General features: G+C 60.8%; 19 protein-coding genes. 8 read left to right on the top strand and 11 right to left on the bottom strand.

Annotated elements, in window-relative coordinates:
- Nucleotides 1-3 precede the first annotated feature (3 nt).
- A complete protein-coding gene (locus BMZ23_RS01625; protein ID WP_218143538.1) occupies nucleotides 4-714 on the bottom strand; it encodes a hypothetical protein in 711 nt (236 codons plus the stop codon).
- Between the two features lie 260 nt (nucleotides 715-974).
- Here BMZ23_RS01625 and BMZ23_RS15030 point away from each other — a divergent pair, with 260 nt between their 5' ends.
- Nucleotides 975-1,679, top strand: coding sequence for a cache domain-containing protein (locus tag BMZ23_RS15030; RefSeq protein WP_218143539.1), 705 nt, complete (start codon nucleotides 975-977; stop codon nucleotides 1,677-1,679).
- Between the two features lie 3 nt (nucleotides 1,680-1,682).
- Nucleotides 1,683-2,900, top strand: coding sequence for a methyl-accepting chemotaxis protein (locus BMZ23_RS15035; protein ID WP_218143541.1), 1,218 nt, complete (start codon nucleotides 1,683-1,685; stop codon nucleotides 2,898-2,900).
- A gap of 12 nt (nucleotides 2,901-2,912) precedes the next feature.
- Here BMZ23_RS15035 and BMZ23_RS01635 read toward each other — a convergent pair whose 3' ends face one another.
- Nucleotides 2,913-3,884, bottom strand: coding sequence for an alpha/beta fold hydrolase (locus tag BMZ23_RS01635; protein ID WP_093471757.1), 972 nt, complete (start codon nucleotides 3,882-3,884; stop codon nucleotides 2,913-2,915).
- Between the two features lie 142 nt (nucleotides 3,885-4,026).
- On the opposite strand from BMZ23_RS01635, the gene BMZ23_RS01640 reads away from it, so the two are divergent.
- Nucleotides 4,027-5,661 (top strand): methyl-accepting chemotaxis protein, encoded by a 1,635-nt coding sequence (locus BMZ23_RS01640; protein WP_093471760.1) that lies wholly within the window; start codon nucleotides 4,027-4,029, stop codon nucleotides 5,659-5,661.
- A gap of 212 nt (nucleotides 5,662-5,873) precedes the next feature.
- Nucleotides 5,874-7,838: a methyl-accepting chemotaxis protein gene (locus BMZ23_RS01645; RefSeq protein WP_093471763.1), complete on the top strand. Its 1,965-nt coding sequence runs from the start codon at nucleotides 5,874-5,876 to the stop codon at nucleotides 7,836-7,838.
- A 29-nt stretch (nucleotides 7,839-7,867) separates the two neighbouring features.
- Here the strand turns inward: BMZ23_RS01645 and BMZ23_RS01650 are convergent, their stop codons facing one another.
- The 5 genes from BMZ23_RS01650 to BMZ23_RS01670 form a co-directional block, all read right to left on the bottom strand.
- On the bottom strand, nucleotides 7,868-8,740 hold the full coding sequence (locus tag BMZ23_RS01650; RefSeq protein WP_093471766.1) for an alpha/beta hydrolase family protein: 873 nt from the start codon (nucleotides 8,738-8,740) through the stop codon (nucleotides 7,868-7,870).
- 209 nt (nucleotides 8,741-8,949) lie between these two features.
- Nucleotides 8,950-9,387: a hypothetical protein gene (locus BMZ23_RS01655; protein WP_143069545.1), complete on the bottom strand. Its 438-nt coding sequence runs from the start codon at nucleotides 9,385-9,387 to the stop codon at nucleotides 8,950-8,952.
- Nucleotides 9,388-9,408: 21 nt separating this feature from the next.
- Entirely contained in the window at nucleotides 9,409-10,785 is a 1,377-nt protein-coding gene (locus tag BMZ23_RS01660) for an efflux transporter outer membrane subunit (RefSeq protein ID WP_093471771.1), read from the bottom strand.
- Nucleotides 10,775-12,721 carry a MacB family efflux pump subunit gene (locus BMZ23_RS01665; protein ID WP_093471773.1) on the bottom strand — a complete coding sequence of 649 codons (1,947 nt, stop codon included), beginning with the start codon at nucleotides 12,719-12,721 and terminating at the stop codon, nucleotides 10,775-10,777. Before BMZ23_RS01665 ends, BMZ23_RS01660 begins: the two co-directional genes overlap by 11 nt.
- Nucleotides 12,722-12,724: 3 nt before the next feature.
- Nucleotides 12,725-13,876 carry an efflux RND transporter periplasmic adaptor subunit gene (locus BMZ23_RS01670; protein ID WP_093471776.1) on the bottom strand — a complete coding sequence of 384 codons (1,152 nt, stop codon included), beginning with the start codon at nucleotides 13,874-13,876 and terminating at the stop codon, nucleotides 12,725-12,727.
- A 165-nt stretch (nucleotides 13,877-14,041) separates the two neighbouring features.
- On the opposite strand from BMZ23_RS01670, the gene BMZ23_RS01675 reads away from it, so the two are divergent.
- Entirely contained in the window at nucleotides 14,042-14,755 is a 714-nt protein-coding gene (locus BMZ23_RS01675) for an MlaA family lipoprotein (RefSeq protein WP_093471779.1), read from the top strand.
- Here the strand turns inward: BMZ23_RS01675 and BMZ23_RS01680 are convergent.
- Entirely contained in the window at nucleotides 14,752-15,057 is a 306-nt protein-coding gene (locus BMZ23_RS01680; protein ID WP_177197188.1) for a PilZ domain-containing protein, read from the bottom strand. The two genes, BMZ23_RS01675 and BMZ23_RS01680, sit on opposite strands and share 4 nt — an antisense overlap.
- Nucleotides 15,058-15,249: 192 nt before the next feature.
- On the opposite strand from BMZ23_RS01680, the gene BMZ23_RS01685 reads away from it, so the two are divergent.
- Nucleotides 15,250-16,440, top strand: a complete 1,191-nt coding sequence (locus tag BMZ23_RS01685) for a PP2C family protein-serine/threonine phosphatase (protein ID WP_093471784.1) — start codon at nucleotides 15,250-15,252, stop codon at nucleotides 16,438-16,440.
- On the top strand, nucleotides 16,440-16,925 hold the full coding sequence (gene rssC / locus BMZ23_RS01690; RefSeq protein WP_093472126.1) for an anti-sigma factor antagonist RssC: 486 nt from the start codon (nucleotides 16,440-16,442) through the stop codon (nucleotides 16,923-16,925). The genes BMZ23_RS01685 and rssC overlap by 1 nt, the downstream gene beginning before the upstream one ends.
- On the opposite strand, the gene tal is transcribed toward rssC, so the two are convergent.
- Nucleotides 16,914-17,867 carry a transaldolase gene (gene tal / locus BMZ23_RS01695; RefSeq protein WP_093471787.1) on the bottom strand — a complete coding sequence of 318 codons (954 nt, stop codon included), beginning with the start codon at nucleotides 17,865-17,867 and terminating at the stop codon, nucleotides 16,914-16,916. The two genes, rssC and tal, sit on opposite strands and share 12 nt — an antisense overlap.
- A 51-nt stretch (nucleotides 17,868-17,918) precedes the next feature.
- Nucleotides 17,919-18,938 carry a tRNA dihydrouridine(20/20a) synthase DusA gene (gene dusA / locus BMZ23_RS01700; RefSeq protein WP_093471790.1) on the bottom strand — a complete coding sequence of 340 codons (1,020 nt, stop codon included), beginning with the start codon at nucleotides 18,936-18,938 and terminating at the stop codon, nucleotides 17,919-17,921.
- Between the two features lie 214 nt (nucleotides 18,939-19,152).
- Between dusA and ccmI the strand changes: the two genes are divergently transcribed.
- A complete protein-coding gene (ccmI, locus tag BMZ23_RS01705) occupies nucleotides 19,153-20,352 on the top strand; it encodes a c-type cytochrome biogenesis protein CcmI (protein ID WP_177197189.1) in 1,200 nt (399 codons plus the stop codon).
- Nucleotides 20,353-20,410: 58 nt separating this feature from the next.
- Here ccmI and BMZ23_RS01710 read toward each other — a convergent pair whose 3' ends face one another.
- Nucleotides 20,411-21,289, bottom strand: coding sequence for an ethylbenzene dehydrogenase-related protein (locus BMZ23_RS01710; protein WP_093471796.1), 879 nt, complete (start codon nucleotides 21,287-21,289; stop codon nucleotides 20,411-20,413).
- Between the last annotated feature and the right edge of the window lie 34 nt (nucleotides 21,290-21,323).

Raw genomic sequence — 21,323 nt, forward strand, 5'->3', positions numbered from 1 at the left:
TCTTCAGCTGGTCACAGCCGCAATACTGATCCAGGTGGCCTCGGCACAGGCCACCAGCTCGCCGTTGCTGCGATACAGGGCGCTGCCCGCGTCGTGCTTGCGGCCCTGATGCGTGATGGCCCAGGCTGAGACGATCAGGCTTTCACCGGGCGCTACCGGCTGCTCGATGCGCGCACTGTAACGTCCCAGCAGGGCCAGCCCGGAGACTGGTTTGACCGCAAAAAAGCCCGGGCAATCCAGTGCCGCCCAGAGAAATTCGCTGGCTACCTTGCCATCCTCGTCAGCCAGATCGGCGCCGGGCTGCCAGAGCGCTGCCACCTGATCGGTATGCCCGCAAACGCAGCCGGTAAAGATACGCAAGCCGTCGCCGGGTTCACGGTTGGTGCCGCAGACAAAGCAGCCGGGCAGGTCGTGATGGCGGATGCCGTCAAATTGCGTCTGTGCCTGTTCGGCTTCCTGCAGGGTTGGAGCCGGTGGCATCTCCAGCTGGAACTGGTAGGGGCGGGCGCTGGCCAGTAACTGCTCGCCCAGCTTCAGTTGCAGCCCGTCACCATGCGGCTGCAGCTGCAGATCGGTATCCAGTGGCGGTGGTGCGTGCAGGGTTACCTGGCAGGGTTGCGCCATCCGGCGGGCCAGCAGGCCGCTGACATAACCGCCGTTGCCGCTGTTGGGTGGCCCGCAGAAGCGGCGGGCAATGCGCAGCGCGTTGCTCATGGGTAACTCCTTACAGTGTCGGTCGATCATCTTAACCCTCCCGGGTGTTTCTGGAAGGGCTGTGCCGCATTCATGCACGAGCGTGATGCCTGTCAATCAGGGCGCTGACGTATGTCAGGTTGCCGGTTGTCCGGCAGGATAAACATTCTGAATGTTTGCCATACTTCATGGGCCGTTGCCAGGAACTGCCTGCAAGTCGTGGCGTACAGCGCGAGCGATAGGTTCAGGAATGTCGTAAATAAAAATTGATGGAGTTTTTCATGCCTGACAATAAAAGAACTCTGGGGTTTGGTACGCGATTGACCCTGATGATTGCCTCTCTGGTCCTGGTGGCGCTGGTGGTGGTCACCGCCTTGATGGCGATGTCCTACCGATCGTCACTGACCTCGGCCGAGCTCGAAGCTCTGGATCAGCGTGCCACCCTGAATGCCCAGTCGTTCACCGACTGGGCGCTGGCCCGACAGGACGAAATGCGCTATCTGGCGCGGCTGGATGCCGCTGTGAATATTGATGAGGAACAGCTTGAGCATCTGTTGTCACAGATTGCTGCGGCCCAGGGGTTCTATGACACCATCTTTTTTGTTGCGCCCAACGGGCGCGGAGTGGTCGGTGTCAGCTATGACGGACGTGCCCGTGTTCTGCCGCGTGCCGAAGCTGAAGCCTTCGATGTGGCTGACCGAGACTGGTTCCGCAATGCCGTGGCCGGCAATGACACCTTTTCTCAGCCGGTGGTTTCCCGTGCTACCGGCAACCGGGTCAGCACGGTTGCGATTCCGGTACGCAATGGGCAGCAAATAGTCGGTGTCATGCGTGGTGCCGTTCGCGTGGATACCATTATCGAGCGGGTCAACCAACTGGAGCGTGGTGCGGGCACCGAGATTTTCCTGCTGGACAGTCAGGCCATGCCGCTGACTCCGGCACCCTCACTGCGTGATGGCGAGGCAGTCCGTACCGAGGCTGGTTAGGCGTTGAGTGCAGGCCGTAGTGGCGAGGGGCTTTATCTGAATGCTGCCGGGCAGTCGGTGCTTGGCAGTTACAGCCATATGCCGATGCTCGGCTGGGGTCTGGTGCTCGAAACCACTGAAGAGGAAGCGCTGGCGGAAATGCGCGCAGTGCTCTGGCGTCTGGTTGGCGTGGCAGCATTGATAGTGCTGGTGGCGATAGCCTTGAGTCTGCTGCTGGTGCGCTCGGTGCTGCGTACCCTGGGGGGCGATCCCCAATATGCGGCAGAGGTGGTGCATCGCGTGGCCGAGGGTGATCTGACCGGCACCCTGAACCTGCGGGCCGGTGACAGCAATAGTCTGCTGGCTTCCATTGCCAGGATGCAGGACAGCCTGCGCCGGATGCTCGGTGAGGTCAGCCAGTATTCCGAGCAGGTGGCGGCAGCGGCAACCGAGTTGTCTCAGGTTAATGAAGAAACCGAAGCCGGCATGCAGCACCAGAATACCCAGATCAACAGTGCCGCAGCGGCGATGAACGAGATGACCGCGACTGTCGAGGAGGTTGCCCGTAATACCCAGAGCACGGCCGACAGTGCTGCTGGCGTCAGTGGGGAGGCCGATACCGGGCGCGCCGAGTTGGCGGATACCGTAGCGGCTATCGAACTGTTGGCTAACGATATTGAAAATGCCGCCAGTCAGGTATCGGCGCTACGTGAGGATAGCGAGCGTATCGATACGGTATTGCAGGTGATCGAGAACATTGCCGAGCAGACCAATCTGCTGGCACTCAACGCTGCCATTGAGGCTGCGCGCGCCGGAGAGAGTGGTCGAGGCTTTGCCGTAGTGGCGGACGAGGTGCGTTCGCTGGCCAGTCGTACCAAGGATTCCACCGGCGAGATCCAGTCGACCATCGAAAAACTGCAGCAGGGTGCGCTGCGTGCCGAGAAGGCCATGAATGGCAGTCGCCAGGCAGCCGGATCTACGGTAGCCCGTATTGGCACCACGGCTGAGGCGCTTGAGCGTATTGCTGCAGGTGTCAGCAGTATTGACGAGATGACCCAGCAGATCGCCAGTGCGGCCGAGGAGCAAACGGCCACTGCTCGGGAAATCAACCAGAATATCCATGTGATCAATGATGTGGCCCAGCAGACTGTGCAGAGCGTAGCGCAGTCCACTGAAGCCGGTGAAAATCTGGCCCAACTGGCCGAGCAGTTGCGGGCGCTGGTGTTGCAGTTCCGTATCTGAGTGGCAGGGAGGCTATTCTTGGCGGATATGCCGTTGCAGAAAGTCCAACAGCAAGCTGTTGACCTGCTGCGGGCACTGGCTCTGGATCCAGTGCCCGCAGTTTTCGACTACATGCTGCTCCACCTGTGGGACCAGCGCAGGCATGCGTTCGATGGTAAAGGCTTCCAGTTCGCCAACCGGGTCATTGTCTCCGATGATGAAAAGTGCCGGTTGCTCGATAGCCCGCCCGGCCAGTGATTCGGTGCGTTGCCAGTTACGCTCGAAGTTTCGGTACCAGTTGATCGGGCCGCGCAGCCCGTTGCGAAAGGTCTCCAGATAGACAGCGAAGGCGTCCGGCGGACACCAGTCCGGCGGCGTGCCGGGGTCATGCCGCTGGCTCAGCCAGCCGCCTTCGGCAGGCCGCTCTTCAATCAGGCCGTTACCAATGCCGGCGGAAGTGTCCATGCCGTGCATCAACAGCCGCAAGGTGCGAGGCAGATCGGCTTCGAGTTCGGTCTCGGCAACACCCGGTGTCTGGAAATACAGCATGTAGTGAAACCTGTCCTGATAATGCTGGCGCAGCATGTCTATTGCCGGGCGCTTGGGGCGACCGCCAAAGGGTACCGAGAGTCCAGCCACGGCCTGCACCCGCCGAGGTTCCAGCAGCGCCAGATGCCAGGCAATGGGTGCGCCCCAGTCGTGGCCTATTACCGCGCAGTGCTGGTGTCCGAGCTTGTCCATGGCTGACTGGATGTCACCACAAATACTGATCAGGTCGTAGGCCTCTGCCGCTGCGGGTGCACTGGTCTGGCCGTAGCCGCGCATTTCCGGCACCAATACCCGGTAACCTGCATCTGCCAGTGCCTGCATCTGATGGCGCCAGGAGTGCCAGCATTCGGGGAATCCATGTAAAAGCCATACCGGGTAGCCGGTTGTAGGCCCCTGGCTGTAGAGGCTGAGCTGGATGTCGTCGAGTTGCAGCAGCTGGTGGTGCCAGGCGGGCATATCTGTGCTCCTTGAATATGTTTTGCGCGAGGGTGCTACAGAAGACAGGAGTCGTCAAACTGCGCGGTCATACCAAAGCCGCAAGGCATAACGCCTCTACAGCAGCTAGACTTGGCCTCTAAGCCAAGCTGGAGATAGTGCCATGCACCTGTTACGCAACCTGCCGATCAGTCGGCGTCTGTGGTCGGTGTTGCTGTTGTCGCTGTTCGCGTTGTTGCTGCTGGCTGCCCTGTTGCTGCAGCAAATGAACCGCCAGTTGTATGCCGGCAAGGTTGAAATGACGCGCAATGTAGTGGAAAGCAGCTTGGGCGTTCTGGCGCATTATCACCGGCAGGCGCAGGCGGGCGAGCTGACTCCGGCACAGGCACAACGAGCTGCAATGGAGCAGATTCGCGGTCTGCGCTACGCCGGTAACGAATACTTCTGGATCAATGATCTGCATCCGCGCATGGTCATGCATCCGACCAATCCGGCTCTGGAGGGTGAGGATCTGTCCGGTTATCGCGACCCGGATGGCAAGGCGCTGTTCAACGAGATGGTGGCGGTGGCGCGCCGCTCCGGGGCTGGAATGGTTGGCTATCGATGGCCCAAGCCGGGCTCCAGTGAGCCGGTAGAAAAGATCTCGCATGTGCAGCTGTTCGAACCCTGGGGATGGATTATCGGCTCCGGTGTCTATATCGACGATATCCGCGATATCTACCGCACCCAGCAAATTCAGGTGGCATTGCTGGTGGGTCTGATTGCCTTGCTGTTGGGAGGCTTGCTATTGCTGGTTGTACGCAGTATTGACCGGCCACTGGACGGTACCGTGGCGGCGCTGGCCGATATTGCCAGCGGTGACGGTGATCTGACCCATCGCCTGCCGGAACAGGGGCGTGACGAATTGAGCCGTCTGGCCGGACACTTCAATGCTTTTGCCGGCAAGTTGGCCGGCATGATACGGCGTATGCTCGGCTCGGCTGAGGCGCTCGAGCAGGCATCGGCCGAGCTCGGTCGGGTTGCAGAAGAAACCCGGCAAAAGAGCGATCAGCAGTCGCAACAGGTAGAGATGGTGGCGACGGCGATCAATCAGGTTAGTTATGCAGTGCAGGATGTGGCGAAACATGCGGAACAGGCTTCAACCGAAGTCCGTGAGGCTGATCGGCATGCGCGAGAGGGGCATCAAAGCCTTGAGTCAGGCACGCGCCAGGTTGAGCAGCTGGCTGCGTCGATGCAGCGCGCTGTATCGACCATGCAGAACCTACAGCAGGAAACCGGTCAGATTGGCCGGGTGCTCGAGGTGATCCGAGCTGTTGCCGAACAGACTAATTTGCTGGCGCTGAATGCGGCTATCGAGGCTGCCAGGGCGGGTGAGCAGGGGCGAGGTTTTGCCGTGGTGGCCGATGAGGTTCGGCTGCTGGCCCAGCGCACGCAGCAGTCGACCGAGGAGATCCAGCAACTGATTGAAACCCTGCAGCAGAACACCCGTGATGCGGTAGGTGTGATTGCCGAAAGCAGCGACCTGACCACCCTGGCCGTTGACCAGACCGGGCAGGCTGCCGAGCGCTTGCAGCAAATTGTCGAGGCGCTGCAGCGGGTCAGCGCGCTCAACGAGTCGATTGCCAGCGCAACTCTGCAACAAAGCCATGTGGTCGAGGATATCAATCGCTCGGTCACCGAGGTGGCTGATCTGGCGCGGGACAATGCCGGCGCGGCCAGTGCCGTGCGCGATTCCGGCAATCGGTTGTCGACGCTGGCAAGCGAGCTGGGTGGTTTACTGGGCGGCTTCAGGGTCTGAGTACCCCCGTTTTCTGGCAGAGCCGCACTATTTGCGCTTTACTCAGGATCACGGGGCGCAAGACGCTGTTGCGGTTGCCGGGGTTTTTTGCCTCGCGTTCTGTGGCCTTGTGACACTTCGTGTCATAATGCCGGCGTTGTTTTTCTGTTGCGCGCTCGGAAAGATCCTATAGCCGCAGCGCAGAGCCTTTGCCGTTACTGTTGGAGAACTCCATGATCAATGCCCTGATGAGCCTGGCTGGCCGGATCAGTGTCCGCAACAAGTTGTTCACGGGCTTTGCCCTGGTTTTACTGCTCAGCATCCTCTCGGTGTTGATGAGCATGCGCATGGGTGCCAGCCTGAATGCCTTGCAGATGCGCATGGTCAAAGTAGTGGAAGTGCGCGGCATGGTGCTGGAGGCGCGCCAGCATGAAAAGAATTTCATCATGCGCGCCAATGCAGCGGATGCGGACAGTGCCCGCTCGACCGTCGCGCGTATGCGCGACGAGGTGGCCTCACTGCAAGCGTCCATTCGCGACCGCCAGACATTGGCCTTGCTTGGCAATATTGATCAGGGCGTTCAACAGTATTTGCAGGCTTTCGAGAGCACAGTGTTGGCCATCGGGCAGTCGGCCTCGGCAGCCAGGCAACTGGAAGCCCGTGCCGAGACACTGCTGAAAGATCTTCAGGCAGTGGTTGAGGATCTGCGCTATGAACTGAATACAGAATCCGAGTGGCTGACCCATGGCGAGGTGGTGATGCTACGCGGCAATTTGCAGCGCGGAGACGAGTTGTGGCGGTCCTTGCTGAACGGCCGGATTGAGGAGCGCAACCTGCTGGTCACCCGTGATAGCAGCCAAGCAGATGCGCTTGTGCAGCGCCTGGAAGAGGCCGATGGCGAGATCGAGCAACTGTTGATGCAATTGCACAACGAAGAGCGCGAGGCCTCTGTGAGCCGGGTCAGAAGTGAGCTGGAGGACTACCGTGCTGCGCTGATGACACTGGTGGCCAGCATCCGGCAGGTTCAGAGCAGCGAAGAGCAGATGACCACGCTTGCCCGTCAGGCCATGGCGGCCGCCAATGATGTGGTGGCTCGCCAGAATGAGCTGCTGGATGCCCAGCAATCAGCCCTGCAGCGCAATCAGGTGCTGTTGATGGTGGCACTGGTGGCGTTGGGTATTGCCCTCAGCCTGCTGATTGCCTGGGTGATAGTCACGCCATTGCAGACGGCAGTCGCTCAGGCTCGCCGGATTGCATCGGGTGATCTGTCGCAGGATGTGCAGGTGCAGGGCAGCGACGAGCTGGCCATGCTGATGCGTGCGATGCATGAGATGACCGCCAACCTGCGAGGCCTGATTGGCAGTATGTCGGATGGCGTCCAGCAACTGGCCTCTGCCGCCGAAGAGTTGTCGGCCGTCACCGAACAGACCAGTGCCGGTATCAACCAGCAGAAACAGGAAACCGAACAGGTGGCCACTGCGGTCAACGAAATGAGTGCCACCGTGCAGGATGTAGCACGCAACGCTGAAACGGCTGCCGAGTCGGCGGATGCCGCGGATAGCCAGGCGCGCCAGGGTCAGGCTGTGGTCAACCAGACCATCGAACGCATTCACGAGCTGGCCGAGTCGATTACCAACTCCAGCGAAACCATCGAGCGCCTCAAGCATGACAGCGGCAACATTGGCGCCATTCTTGATGTGATCAAGGGTATTTCCGAGCAGACCAACCTGCTGGCGCTGAATGCGGCCATTGAGGCGGCGCGGGCTGGTGAGGCGGGGCGCGGGTTTGCCGTGGTGGCTGATGAGGTGCGCAGTCTGGCAATGCGTACCAAACAGTCAACCAACGAGATCGAGGAGCTGATCCGCACCCTGCAGCAGGGTGCGGAAGAGGCAGTGCGCAGCATGGGCCACAACTGTTCGCTGGCAGACAGCAGTGTCGATGCTGCCGGTGAAACAGGGCGTGCACTGCAAGCGATCACCCAGAGCGTGTCAGCCATCCAACAGATGAACCAGCAGATTGCTGCGGCTGCCGAGCAGCAGAGTGCGGTGGCTGAAGGCATCAACCGCAGCGTGATGAATATCCGCGATGTGGCAGACCAGTCAGCGGCGGCTTCCGAGGAAACCTCCGCATCCAGTGCCGATCTGGCTTGCCTGAGTGGTGATCTGCAGCAACAGATCAGCCGTTTCCGTTTGCGCTGATGGCCGGTGGGCCGGCCATAGGCCGGCCCTTATTTCTGCAGTTGTTCCTCAAACCAGTTGAGCGCCTCGTCCCACAGCGGGGCTGCCTGTGGGCGGAAGTAGCCCATGTGGCCAATCTGGCCTAGCCCCTCCCGTAGCGGGTCAATATCACGCCCCCGCCATTCGCTGTTGCAATAACCGGCCATAAAGGTGTCCCGGGAGCGCGGCTGGGCCCACAGGTCATCCAGGCTGTTGGCTGCCACAATCGGACTTTTTACCCTGGCATAGAGCTCACCCATCTGCGGCTCGCGTGGGTCATCAAAGAAGTAGCGTGGATAACTGCACCAGCGTCGCCAGTAGTGATAAACCCCGGCAGGCAGGTCTTCACCCATGCCCAGTTTGCGCCAGGCCAGATACCCCTTGCGCTTGACGATCAGCGGTGCCGCCAGATTCCACATTGCCCATACCCGCCAGCGTTCGATGCCCGGCATCCAGCCATGCCAGCCGGCGCCGGTGCCAAAGGTATAGAGGCCGCGAATGCGTGCGTGCCCGGGCATTGAGCCAAAGGCATGCCCGCCGAATGAGTGGCCGACCATAAATAACGGCAAGCCTTGCTGTTCCAGATGCACCTGGGCTGCCGCAAGGTCTTTCCAGGCCCAGTCGAGGTAATGCATCTCGAAGCCTTTCAGATCGTCCGGACGGGATTCACCAACGCCGCGGTAATCCAGTGTCAGTGTGCTGAAGCCGCGACCGGCGGCATGTTCGGCAAAGCGCCGGTAGAAGCCGCGAGGTGCGCCAGTGGCGGCGCCTACCAACAGCAGTGCCTGTGGTGACCGGGCATGGAACAGGCTGGCTGCCAGAGGATATCCGTCGCTGGCGGTCAGCTTGAGTTCCTCGGTGGTGATGCCATGGGATTGGGGCATGGGTCGGGAGTCCTTGTAGTATGCCGTGCCGGGAGTCCGCTACAGCGGTCTCGATGAGTGGCGTCAGGGCAGTATGGGAATCCCGATCGTTATTTTGAAGCGACATAACTGCCGGAAATAACGCTAATTGTGCTGCAGTCTGGGGCGATCTTGTCGCGCGATGGATTGCCGGCGACTCTGCGGTGCCGCTGCTAACGCCTGGCCGGTCTTCAGTCGCGGGCTGTCAGGTTGAAATACAGCCCCAGTGATTCCAGCGGTGCCAGAATCTCCAGGCATTGCTGCAGTTCTTTAAGCAGTGAGTCCCGGCTGCCGGTGTTTTCCGCTAGCGGATTGTGTTGCAGGTGCGCGGCAAGGGCTTCGAAGGTCACCATGCCGCTGCCGACCGACAGCCACTCCATGTCTTCGATGGCATAGCCGCAGCCGGTTTCAGGGTCGATGGCCGGCGGTTCGGCGTCTGCCGCTGCCAAATCCATCACTTCCTGCCACTCAAGGTCCGTCAAGTCGATAAATTCGCTGACGGGTGTCACGCCCAGGCTGCGGCACTGGGCATCCAGTGTGTCGAGATGGATCAGTAGTTGCCGCATTGCCTGAGGATGGCATTGTAACTGCCGACCATCCAGGGTGGTCAGGTGGAGTGTGACGGCCAAGGTGAGCTCCGGTATGCGTGGTCAGTCGCTGTAGCTTAGCGTCGTCGCCTGCCAGCCGCCACCCAATGCACGGTACAGATCCACTGCCGTTTGCAGTTGCGCCGATTGCAGTTGCAACAAGGCGTCCTGGCTCTGGAACAGGCTGCGCTGGCTATCCAGTAGTGTGCTCAGGGCGATGGCGCCAGCGCGATAGCGGGCTTCTGCCAGTTGCAGTGCCAGTTGGGCTTGCTCTACCACGTGCTGCTGTTGCTGCACGCGCTGGCGGCTGCTGAGCGCGGCCGCCAGCGCGGTATCGGCTTCGCTGATGGCGGTGAGAATGCTGCGCTGATAATCAATCAGCAGCTCCTGTTGTCGTGCGTCGGCCTGCTCGACCCGTGCGCGTAGCCGTGAGCCGTCAAAGATCGGCTGGGTCAGGCCTCCCAGCAGATTCCAGCTGGTTGCCGGATTGCCCAGCAGATCGGCCAGGGTGCTGCTCTGGCCGGCATACTGGCCAGTCAGGCGCAGGCTTGGCCAGAGCGCCGCGCGCGCCGCATTCAGGTCGGCGTTGGCAGCCAGCAGGCGCGCCTCGCTGGCGCGGATGTCCGGGCGCTGTTGCAAAAGTTCGCTGGGCAGGCCGGCACTGGCTTCGGGCACGTGCAGGCTGGCCAGTGCGCTATCGACTGGCAGTGCGGCATCCGGGGTGTTGCCGAGCAGCAGGTTCAGGCTGTTGTGCAGGGCCAGACGCTGCTGTTGCAACGGCAGCAGGGCGGCGCGTTGCTGCAATACCAGGATGCGTTGCTGGCTGACTTCCAGCGCATCGGCAGCGCCCGCAGCGGCTCGTGCCTCGACCAGTTGCAGCAGGCGTTCGGCGCTGTGCAGGTTCTGTTGTGCCAGTTGTTCGCGTTCCAGGGTTTCCAGTAGCTGGAACCAGCTGTTGGCGACACTGGCTTCAATGGCTACTGCCAGGGTGGCCTGATCAAAGTGGCTGGCATCCAGGCTGGCGCGTGCGGCCTCACGCAGTTGGTGGTTACGGCCCCAGAAATCCACTTCGTAGCTGGCCCCCAGGCTGGCAGACAAATTATTGCCGACGCCGTTGTCGTTGCCGCTGCGGCCGGCGTTCAGGCCGGCATCCAGGCTGGGCAGCAGGGCGGCACCGGCCTGGCGCAGCTGGGCATCGGCCTGTTGCAGGCGGGCAGCGGCGGCGGCCAGATCATGATTGTGTTGTCGTGCCTGTTGCTGCAGCCGCAGCAGGGTGTCGGCGCCGAACGCCTGCCAGTAATGGCTGTCCGGCCAGTCCGGTGTCTGTGTCTGGCTGCTCCACTGCCCAGGCAGTACCGGCTGGTGGGCTGGAAGAGGGCTGTTCAGGCTGCAGCCGCCCAGCAGCAGGGCGGCCAGGATCAGGCTGTATCTAGTCGGCATTGAGGGCTACCACGGGGTCAAGATGGGCTGCCTTGCGGGCAGGCATGAAACCGAACACAAGGCCGGTAGCGAAGGCGCAGCCAAAGGCCAGCAATACCGGGCCAAGGGTGAACACCATGGGTGTGCCAAGGGCTTGCAGCAACCAGGCAAAGCCGAGTCCGGCGAGCACGCCAAGGGCGCCGCCAAGTGCCGACACCACCACCGCCTCGACAATGAACTGCTGAAGTATGTTGCCGGTCCGTGCGCCTGTGGCCATGCGGATGCCGATTTCCCGGGTGCGCTCGGTGACATTCACCAGCATGATGTTCATTACGCCGATGCCCCCTACCAACAAGGAAATCGCAGCGATCGAGCCAAGCAGTATGGTGAAGGTGTTTTGCGTCTGACTGACGTTTTCCAGCAACGAGGCCATGTTGCGGATCTGGAAGTCCTCGACCCCGGCATGGTTGAGCAGTATTGCCTGGCGCACGGCTTCCTGGGTTTGCTCGGCCAGCGACAGGTTGTCAATCATGACCGTGATCGAGTTCAGGTGACGCTGGCCGATCAGTCTGAGGCTGCCGGTATTCAGCGGGACGAAGACTACATCGTCCTGATCACCACCCCAGGGTGCTGCGCCCTTTTCCGACATCACCCCAATCACCTGGAAGGGCACATTGTTGATCAGCAGGTAATGGCCCAGCGGATCGCTGTCGCCAAACAGGTTGTTGGCCACGGTACGGCCAATCACGGTGACCGCCGCATGGCTCTGGTTGTCTTGTTCGGCAATGAATACGCCCTGTGCTACCGGCCAATTGCGTGCCAGTGGCAGGTCGGGGCTGGTGGCGGTGACCTGTGTCTGATAATCCGTGTTGCCACTACGCAACGTCACCCGGCCATTCATTTCCGGCACGGCAACCACCACGTTGGCGATGTCGGCTGCCACGTTGACGTCGCTGAGGCTCAGGGTATTGGTCGAGCCGTCCATCGAACGGCGGGTGTTGGGTGCGCCGGGCCTTACCAGTAGCAGGTTCGATCCCATTGAGCTGATGCGATCGACCACCTCCTGACGTGCACCGTTGCCCAGTGCCAGCATTACCACCACCGAGGCAACACCAATCACGATGCCAAGCAGGGTCAGTGCTGTCCGGAACAGGTTGCTGCGCAGCGCCCGCCAGGCCATGCGTACCGCCTCCAGCAGGTCCTGCAGCGGTTGGGTGGAGCGTTCTGGTGCCGGCGCTTGAGGCTCGGCCGGGGCGGCTACCGGCTCAGGGCTGCGTCGTGTGTCGGCGATGATGCGCCCGTCACGCAACTCGATCAGGCGTTCGGCATGTGCTGCCACATCGCGGTCATGGGTGATGACAATGATCGTCTTGCCCTGTGCATGCAGCTTTTTCAGCAGTTCCAGTACATCGCGGCCGCTCTGGCTGTCCAGCGCGCCGGTGGGCTCGTCGGCGAGTATCACCTGTCCGTCGTTCATCAGTGCCCGCGCCACCGATACCCGTTGCTGCTGTCCACCGGATAACTGGCTGGGGCGATTGCCGAGGCGTTCGCCAAGCCCCAGGTCGCCCAGTAGCTGCGCGGCTCGCTGCTGGCGTTGCTGCCGGGGCAGGCCGGCATAGATGGCGGGCACCTCAACATTTTCCCGGGCGCTGGCCGAGCCGATCAGGTTGTAGCTCTGGAAAATGAAACCGAAGGTGCGCCGGCGCAATTCGGCCAATTGATCCTTGTGCAGGCGCTCCACGGACTCCCCGGCAAACAGGTAATCCCCGCAACTGGGGCGGTCCAGACAGCCGAGAATGTTCATCAGTGTCGACTTGCCCGAGCCGGAGGCACCCATGATGGCGACGAACTCGCCGGCCTGGATGTCCAGATCGATATCCTGCAGAACCGTGGTGGCTATGTCTCCGTTGTGATAGGTGCGACCTATGCCACGCAGACTGATAAGCGGGGTATCCATGCCTTAGAACCTTGGTCCTGTGCTGCGCGACACACCGCTGCCACTGTGTGCGGACGAGATGCCGCCGGTGATTACCCGCTCACCCACCTGCAAGCCCTCCAGTACCTCGGCCTGTACGCGGTTGCGAACACCGATGCGTACGTCGCGACTGACCGGGTTGCCTTGTTCGTCGATCACCTGTACGCGCTGGTTTGCGGCGCTTTGGCCAACCGTCTGCAGCGCGGCAACCGGAATCGTTGGGACCTGGCTGGCCGAGGCGCGCACAAAGAACACTTGCGCACTCATTTTGGGCAACAGCTCGCCGCGCGGGTTGTCGACATCGAACAGGGCGTTGAACAGCACGACATTGTTGATCACTTCGGGGGTTGGCAATATCTGCCGCAGCTGTCCTTCGTAGCGTACCTCCGGGCGGCCCAGGGTAGTGAACCAGACCGGCATGCCGGCCGAGAGCCTGGCGATATCAGCTTCGGAAACCTGTGCGCGGACAGTCATGCTCGACAGGTCGGCAATCTGCACAATCAAGGGTGCCGTCTGGTTGGCGTTGAGGGTCTGTCCCTGATTTGCCAGTTGCTGCACCACAGTGCCGGTCATTGGTGCATGGATACGGGTAAAGCCAAGGTCTGCCTGGTCCGCCTTGAGTGTCGACTCGGTCTGGCGGATCTGCGCCTTGAGCACGTCGACTTGCGCTTCGGCCGAGCGCAGGTTGGCTTCGGCTACTTCCACAGCCTCCTGGCTGGTGGCCTGGTCGGCCAGCAACCGGCGCTGGCGTTCGGCCTGCAGTCTGGCCAGTTGCAACTGGGCTTCGCGATCCTGCAGCTGGGCACGCTGGGTGGCCAGTTGTGCAGTGCTGGCTTCGACGCGGGTCAGGTAGAGCGTCGGGTCTATTTCGGCGAGCAGTTGGCCAGCGTCAACCTGATCGCCGGGTTCCACGTGCAGGCGCAATAGCTGACCTGATACCTGTGTGCCGACATCCACATAGTTCAGTGGCTCAAGCGTGCCGAGGGCCGTGATACTGTCTTCTATGTCGGCAAGCTCCACGGTGGCACTGCTGTATGTCGGGGCTGTAGGGCCGCGTTGCTGCCAGTAAAGCCCGCCGGCAAGCGCTAGTGAGACCAGCGCAGCCAGGCCAACACGGCCTGCAGTGAAAATTCGCATGATGGTAGAGAGTCCGTTGCCAGGGTTGCAGGAAGTCTAACCCGAGCTGTCGCCGGGGTGTGCCGGTGACGGGTAAAGACTCTGTAAAGGCATGTTCTACCGGCGTGCATGGCTTTGCGCTAGACTTCGCACAGCCATTCAGCCTGTCACCACCGGAGATGATTCATGTCGTTCAAGTCATTCAGTCCTGCCGTCATGGCTGCGCTGCTTGTTGCTGCGCCGTTGTCGACGGTCCATGCCGATGATTTTGCTGCGAACCATGCTGATCCCGATCCGTGGGAGGGCTTCAACAGGGTTGTTTTCAGTTTCAACGACACAGTTGACCGCTTTACCCTGAAACCGGCGGCCCGTGCTTATCAGGCGGTGACTCCGGAATCTCTGAGCAGAGGGGTCAGTAATGTGTTCGGCAATCTTGGCGAGCCGAAAAACCTGTTCAACAATCTGTTGCAGGGCAAGCCGCACGACGCCGGGGTAGACCTGTCGCGATTCCTGCTCAACAGCACCATTGGCGTTTTGGGCGTATTTGATGTGGCCACGCGAATGGGGCTGCAGCGCAATGACGAGGATTTTGGCCAGACGCTGGGTGCCTGGGGCGTTGGCAGTGGACCGTATCTGGTGCTGCCGCTGCTGGGGCCGAGCACCCTGCGCGACGGGGCTTCACGGGTGCCGGAAGCGGCAATCGGTTACAGCTACCGTGACCAGTTGGATCATGTGCCCACCCGTAATACCTCGATTGCCGTCGACCTGGTGGATACCCGGGCCGACCTGCTGAAGCAGGAGCGGCTGGTGATGGGTGACCGCTACACCTTTGTGCGCAATGCCTGGTTGCAGAATCGCGAGTTCAAGGTGCGCGACGGCCTGGTCGAGGATGACTTCTAACTGACACTGTCAAATGTCAGTCCCAGAATGTGTACCCCGGGGCCCTGTGACTGGCAGCGAACTACCTTGCCCCGGGCATTCAGCCCCTGATGTTGGGGGGTGGGCGAAGGTATTTGCAGTTCTACCTCGGTACCCAGTTCCAGTGGTTTGGCTGATTGCAGTTGGGCGCCGGTGCTGGAGAGGTCCTGACAGACCACAGCCAGACGCTCACCGCCATCCGACACCTGCAGATAGGCCTGGGTGTCAATCTGCATGCGAATGAAATTGCGTTTTTCATTGTATTGCTGGTCGTGAAAACTCATGGTAACTCCGCCCGGCTGATGGTTGCTCTGACATCCTATAACCCGTTGTCCGGGCACACAACCTGTCGGCTTTGGCAAGGTTGCTACCCGCTGCATATGGGAGTAGTGTTTGCCCCTTGAAAGTGTCAGGTATTCCTGCACCCACGATTTCTATAGCCCGTCCCGGTGTTCGGGCACTGATCCATGGAATCTATGCAGCTGTCAGGCTCCACATTGCTGGTGATCGTCGATGATGCCGATGTGCGTTGTCCCCTTGCCACCGCGCTGGAAAGTGAAGGATACCAGGTGCTTCAGTGCGCTCAGTCCGAGCGTGCTTTGCAGCTGTTTGCCGAGTGTCGTCCGGAACTGGTTATCTGCGACCTTCATCCGACCGCTATGCCGGGGGTGGATTTACTTCGTCAACTCAGCGAGACGGACGCTCAGATTCCCCTGCTGGTGCTGACAGACTCCGAACACATGCCGGATGCCGTCGAGGCATTGCGTGCCGGCGCCAGTGATTACCTGCTCAAGCCTCTGCATGACATGGTGGTGCTCAGTCATGCCGTGCGTCGCTGCCTTGACCGTTATGCTCTGCACCGCGAGAACCAGCGCATCCGTGAGCGCCTGGAGCAGGTCAATGGCGAGTTGCAGAATCACCTCAAGGCCTTGCGCGACGACCAGGCTGCCGGTCACCAGGTGCAGTTGAACATGCTGCCGCCATCACCCTGGCAGACGGGCACCCTGTGCTTTCGTCAACGGGTAATTCCTTCCTTGTACCTGTCCGGCGACTTTGTTGACTATTTCAGGGTGTCCGAGAGCCAGGTAGCCTTCTATCTGGCGGATGTGTCCGGGCATGGGGTGGCTTCGGCTTTCGTTACCGTGTTGCTGAAGTTCATGACCACCCGCCTGCTTTACGAACAGCGCCGTGACGGTAGCAGTGGACCCTTGGAGTTCAAGCCTTCCGAGGTGCTTGGGCATGTCAATCGAAGTCTGATCAACTGTCGGCTGGGCAAGCATGTAACCATCCTTGGCGGTGTAATCGATGAGGCAGAGTCGACACTGACCTACAGTATTGCCGGTCACCTGCCCTTGCCGCTGTTATTGAGTGGTGGCAAGGCTGAGTATTTGCAGGGGCGAGGTCAGCCGGTTGGCCTGTTCGAGCAGGCGACTTACGAGGATAGGCAGATTTCCTTGCCTGAGGATTTTTCATTGGTGTTCTGTTCGGACGGCGTGCTGGAATGTTTGCCGGGGTCTACGCTTAAGGAGCGGGAAGCACGTTTGCCACAGCTGGTCGAGCAGGCTGCTGGTGACTTGGATTCCCTGTTGGCGTTGCTTGGGCTGGCGGAGGAGGCTGCTCTGCCGGATGATTTATCCGTTTTGTGTGTCAGCAGGAACCTGCAATGATGACGACCGGCAGGATTCAGTTTGCCGAATCCGAAGGTACCTTTGTTCTCAAGTTCATCGGTGATGTGCGCCTGACCCTGTGCGCCGCACTGGATGCCTATATCGAGCGTATTTTCAGTGCGCTGGATTTTCGCGCCATAGTGATAGACCTGACAGAAACGCAGGCCATCGACAGTACCTCACTGGGTTTGCTGGCCAAACTCTCGTTACTGTCGCAAAAGAAGGTTGGTTTTCTGCCGACCCTGGTGTCAGACAACGAGGACATGAACCGCCTGCTGTTGAGCATGGGGTTTGATCAGGTGTTCAACATGCTGCCGACCTGTCTGGAGCCGACAGCGCCCTTGCAGGATCTGCCACCACAACAGCTCTCGGAAGAGCTGGTGCGCGACAAGGTGCTCGAGGCCCATCGCATTCTGATGGGCCTGAATGACAGCAATCGCGAGGCGTTTTGTGATCTGGTCAATGCCCTCGAATCAGGCTGCTGAACTGGCGCGCATGCGGGCGGCCAACAACTGCTCGAGTTTCTGCTGATCCACGGCAAAGGCCCGAATCCCCTCGGCCAGCTTTTCGGTGGCCATGGCGTCATCGTTGTGCTGCCAGCGGAAGGCCTGTTCATCCAGTACCTCGCGAGAATCTACCTCGCCAAGCAGGCCACTGGAGCGCTGCACGTGTCCCGCTTCGGCAGCCAGTTGCTGCAGCAGCGCCGGGCTGATGGTCAGGCGATCGCAGCCGGCGAGAGCCTCGATCTGGCCGATATTGCGAAAGCTCGCGCCCATCACCACGGTTTCATACAGATGTTGCTTGTAGTAACGGTAGATGCGCGCCACCGATTGCACGCCCGGGTCTTCCAGGCCCTGCCAGTCGCGGCCGTCGCGCTTGCAATACCAGTCGTAGATGCGTCCGACAAAGGGTGAAATCAGGTGCACGCCGGCATCGGCGCAGGCGCGCGCCTGGGCAAAGGAGAACAACAGGGTCAGGTTGCACTGGATTTGCTCCCGCTCCAGCTCGGCGGCGGCCTGGATACCTTCCCAGGTGGCGGCAATCTTGATCAGTACGCGGTCGCGGGTGATGCCGGCACGCTCGTAGCCCTCGATCAGCTTGCGTGCCTTGTCCAGGGTGGCGGCACGGTCAAAGGACAGCCGTGCATCCACCTCGGTGGAGACCCGGCCCGGTACCAGGCGAATGATTTCACCCCCCAGCGCCACGGCAAAATGGTCACAGGCATCGGTTAGCGGGTCATGGCTGCCACGGCTGGCGGCAATTGCCTGATCCAGCAGGTGCGTGTATTCCGCCTGTTCAGCGGCCTTCAGCAGCAGTGACGGATTGGTGGTGGCGTCCTGGGGTTGCAGGGTGCGGATGGCGTTGATGTCGCCGGTGTCGGCGACAATGGTGGTGAGTTGCCGGAGACTGTCGAGCTTGCTGGTCATGGACATTCCATCGAAGAGGTGATTGTCCCTGACCTTACCGCAGCGCTGGCGCTACTGGCAATCCTGCCCCAGTCGACTGTGCATCTGCTCCAGCAGTTGGTCGTAGAGCTCCAGCGGATCATCACAATGGTGCACGGCGGTGCTCAGTTCGCGGCGGTAGTGACGGGCGCCGGGCAGGCCCTGGAACAGTCCAAGCATATGCCGGGTGACCTGATGCATGCGGCCACCCCCTTCAATGTGCCGGGCAATGTAGGGGCGCATTTTTTGCAAAACCTCGAAGCGTGAGGGGACTGGATGCATATCGCCATACAGGCGTGCATCGACCTCGGCCAGCAGCCAGGGGTTCTGGTAGGCCTCCCGGCCGAGCATCACGCCGTCCGCCCAGCCCAGCGCCGCGTCGATCTGCTCGAAGCTCTGCAGGCCGCCGTTAAGGATAATTTCCAGCTGCGGGAAGTCGCGCTTGAGTTGCTCAACCACTGCATAGCGCAGCGGTGGCACCTCGCGGTTCTCCTTGGGTGACAGGCCCTCGAGGATCGCGATGCGTGCATGCACGATAAAACTGTCGCAGCCTGCCTCGTGGACCTGGCCGACAAAGTCGCACAGCCCGGCATAACTGTCGCGGCCATTGATACCGATGCGGTGCTTTACCGTAACCGGAATTGAGCAATGCTCGCGCATCGCCCGCACAGAATCGGCGACCAGCTGCGGATGGGCCATCAGGCAGGCGCCGATCAGGTTGTTCTGCACCCGGTCGCTCGGGCAACCGACGTTCAGGTTGACCTCGGCATAGCCGGCCTGTTCGCACAGTGTGGCACACTGCGCCAGCGCCTGCGGGTCGCTGCCGCCGAGTTGCAGTGCTACCGGCTGTTCCTCCGCACTATGAGCCAGAAAACGTTGGGCATCGCCGTGCAGCAGCGCGCCGGTGGTGATCATTTCGCTGTAGAGCAGGGCATGCCGGCTGATCTGGCGCAGGAAGAACCGGCAGTGTCGGTCAGTCCAGTCAAGCATCGGCGCCACGCAGAAGCGGCGAGAGGGGCCGGGGCGGTGCAGTGTAGGTGGGTGCAGGCTCATGCGTCAGGCTGTCGGCAGGGGAAGGCGCAAGATTCTAGCAGAAAAGTGCCGGCTGCCCGAGGCGGCCGGCGACATCTTGTCACAGCAGGATTCAGATCAACTGCGTCAGGGGCGGGTATCTATATAATCAGACGGGTTCAGGTCGGCAGTGCATTGGATGCAGCTGGCAAACATGCCGTTCAGCAATGGCTGGCGGTCGGCAGAGGTAAGGCGAATGACACAATTTTGGGTATTGACCGGGGTGCTGGTATTGCTCGGCATGCTGGTGGTGGTGTGGCCGCTGTGGAAAGTGCAGAGACAGCGGACTGTGGACCGTAGTGCGCTCAACGTGGCGCTTTATGAGGAGCGGATGCTCGAGTTGCATGAGCAACAAACGGCTGGTCATCTGGATGAGGCGGAGGTGCAGGCGATTGCCGGTGAAGCGTCGCGGCTGTTGCTGGAGGACGTTGAGGACCAGCACACGACTCGACAACGCGCACGCTGGGTGCCTGCCGCCTTGTTGCTGGTGGCTCTGGTCATGCCGCTGGCCGTAGTCAAGTTGTACCTGAACTGGGGCGAGCCGGTTGGGGTGGCTCTTTATCTGGAAATGCAGAATGAGCCGGAGTCCGGCACGCCACAGCAGGCTATTTCTCGCATGGAGCGGATATTGGTGCTGCAGCCGGATAACGGTGAGGTCTGGTTTATGCTGGGTCAGGCCTATCTGGCCAATGACCAGGCCCATGAATCGGTGATTGCGCTGGAAAAGGCGCTGGATCTGATTGGCGAGCATGCGCAGGTTCTGGCGGCGTTGTCGCAATCACGCTTTGTCGCGGCGGATTACCAGTTTGACGATATCGGTGTGGCCATGCTGGAACGGGCATTGGAGCTGCAGCCTGATGAAACCTCTGCACTCAGTTTGCTTGGCGTGGCGGCTTTCGAGCAAGGTGACTACGATGCGGCAATTCGCCGTTGGCAGGCGTTGATGGAACTGTTGGAGCCCGGTAGTGCAGAAGCCGGCGAGGTTCGCCTGGGCATTGACCGGGCCCGCCAACTGCTGGTGCAGTCGCAAACCGCGGGCCTCGGCGATGAACCGGTGATTCGCTTGCGGGTAGAGCTGGACGCGTCATTGCAAGCACAGCTTGGTCCTGACTCGTCGGTATTCGTATTTGCCCGCGAAGCGGCTGACGGTGATGCCAGACCGCGGCTACTGCTGGCACGCAGGCTTGATCCGCATAATCTGCCATCAGACATCGAGATGGATCTGACTGACGCCATGCAGCCGGATATTGAGTTGTATACCGGCCAACGACTGGAGCTGGTGGCGAGACTGGCACCGGCTGGCAATGTGATGGCTGGTACTCACGAGGGGGCTATCGATGATGTGCTGGTGGGTGCCTTGCAGCCGGTGACGCTGGTTATTGATAGGGCGCTTTAAGATATCGTGGCCAACAAAAAGCCCGCACATGTGCGGGCTTTTTGTTGGCGCGGGTAGATCAGAACTTCTTGGCAGTGATGTCGCCGTCAGCATCGATACCCAGCTTGTAGCCCAGGGATACGTGGTGGAAGCGACCTTCGGTGTGCTCGTTGTGGATTGCAAAGCCGACGTTGTATGCCTTGCCGGCTTCCAGCGCGATATCAGCTTCGCCGCCAGCCAGCGGACGCTGGATAACGACTGACCAGGTATCGCCATCCTGCGAGCCGCTGGCAACAACAGTGTCGCTGGCTTCCAGAACGCGCTGATCGGCAACATGACCGGCGTATCCGCCATTGCTACCGCTACGCCATTGCACCAGATCGTAGAACACCCCTGCTGCAACCGATCCGTCCTTGACGTATTTGGTCTTGCCGGCATCACCTTCGGGCATGGTGCGCGAATCAGCGTGGCAGCTGGCCCAGCAGCCACTTTGGTCAGCTGTCTCAACTTTGCCGGCATCCAGCATGAAAGCCAGCTTTACCGGGTTCTCAGCATCTGCCTTGTCGCCACCGGCAGCTGCCGGCTGGGTCCAGCTGAAGCGCATGTACAGGTTGCTGCCATCGTGGGCCGCTTGGACGTTCAGCGGGATGGAGCCCGGGCGTCCAGCTAATGGATCCGGCTCAAGGGTTTCCCCTGAGGCAATCTTGGCACCCATCTCGGCCACTTCCTGGCCATGGCAGTCGATACAGGTATCACCCTGGGCAAAGGGGCGGGCACCGCCATGACGGGCGCGATCGATACGGATCTTGCCGGTAATCCACTCCATCGGGGAAATGCCCGGGAAGAACAGGGTGATTTCCTTGGCTTCGATGGCGCTCCAGTCAGCAGGTTCGGCAACGGCAACACCCTGGCTCAGGCCAAGGGTGACGCCGATAATCGCGGCAGTGAGTTTCTTCATGGGTTCTTCTCCTCGGCTGATTGTCAGTTCGCAG

Source organism: Halopseudomonas yangmingensis (assembly GCF_900114825.1).
In the GTDB taxonomy this organism is placed as follows: Bacteria; Pseudomonadota; Gammaproteobacteria; order Pseudomonadales; family Pseudomonadaceae; genus Halopseudomonas; species Halopseudomonas yangmingensis.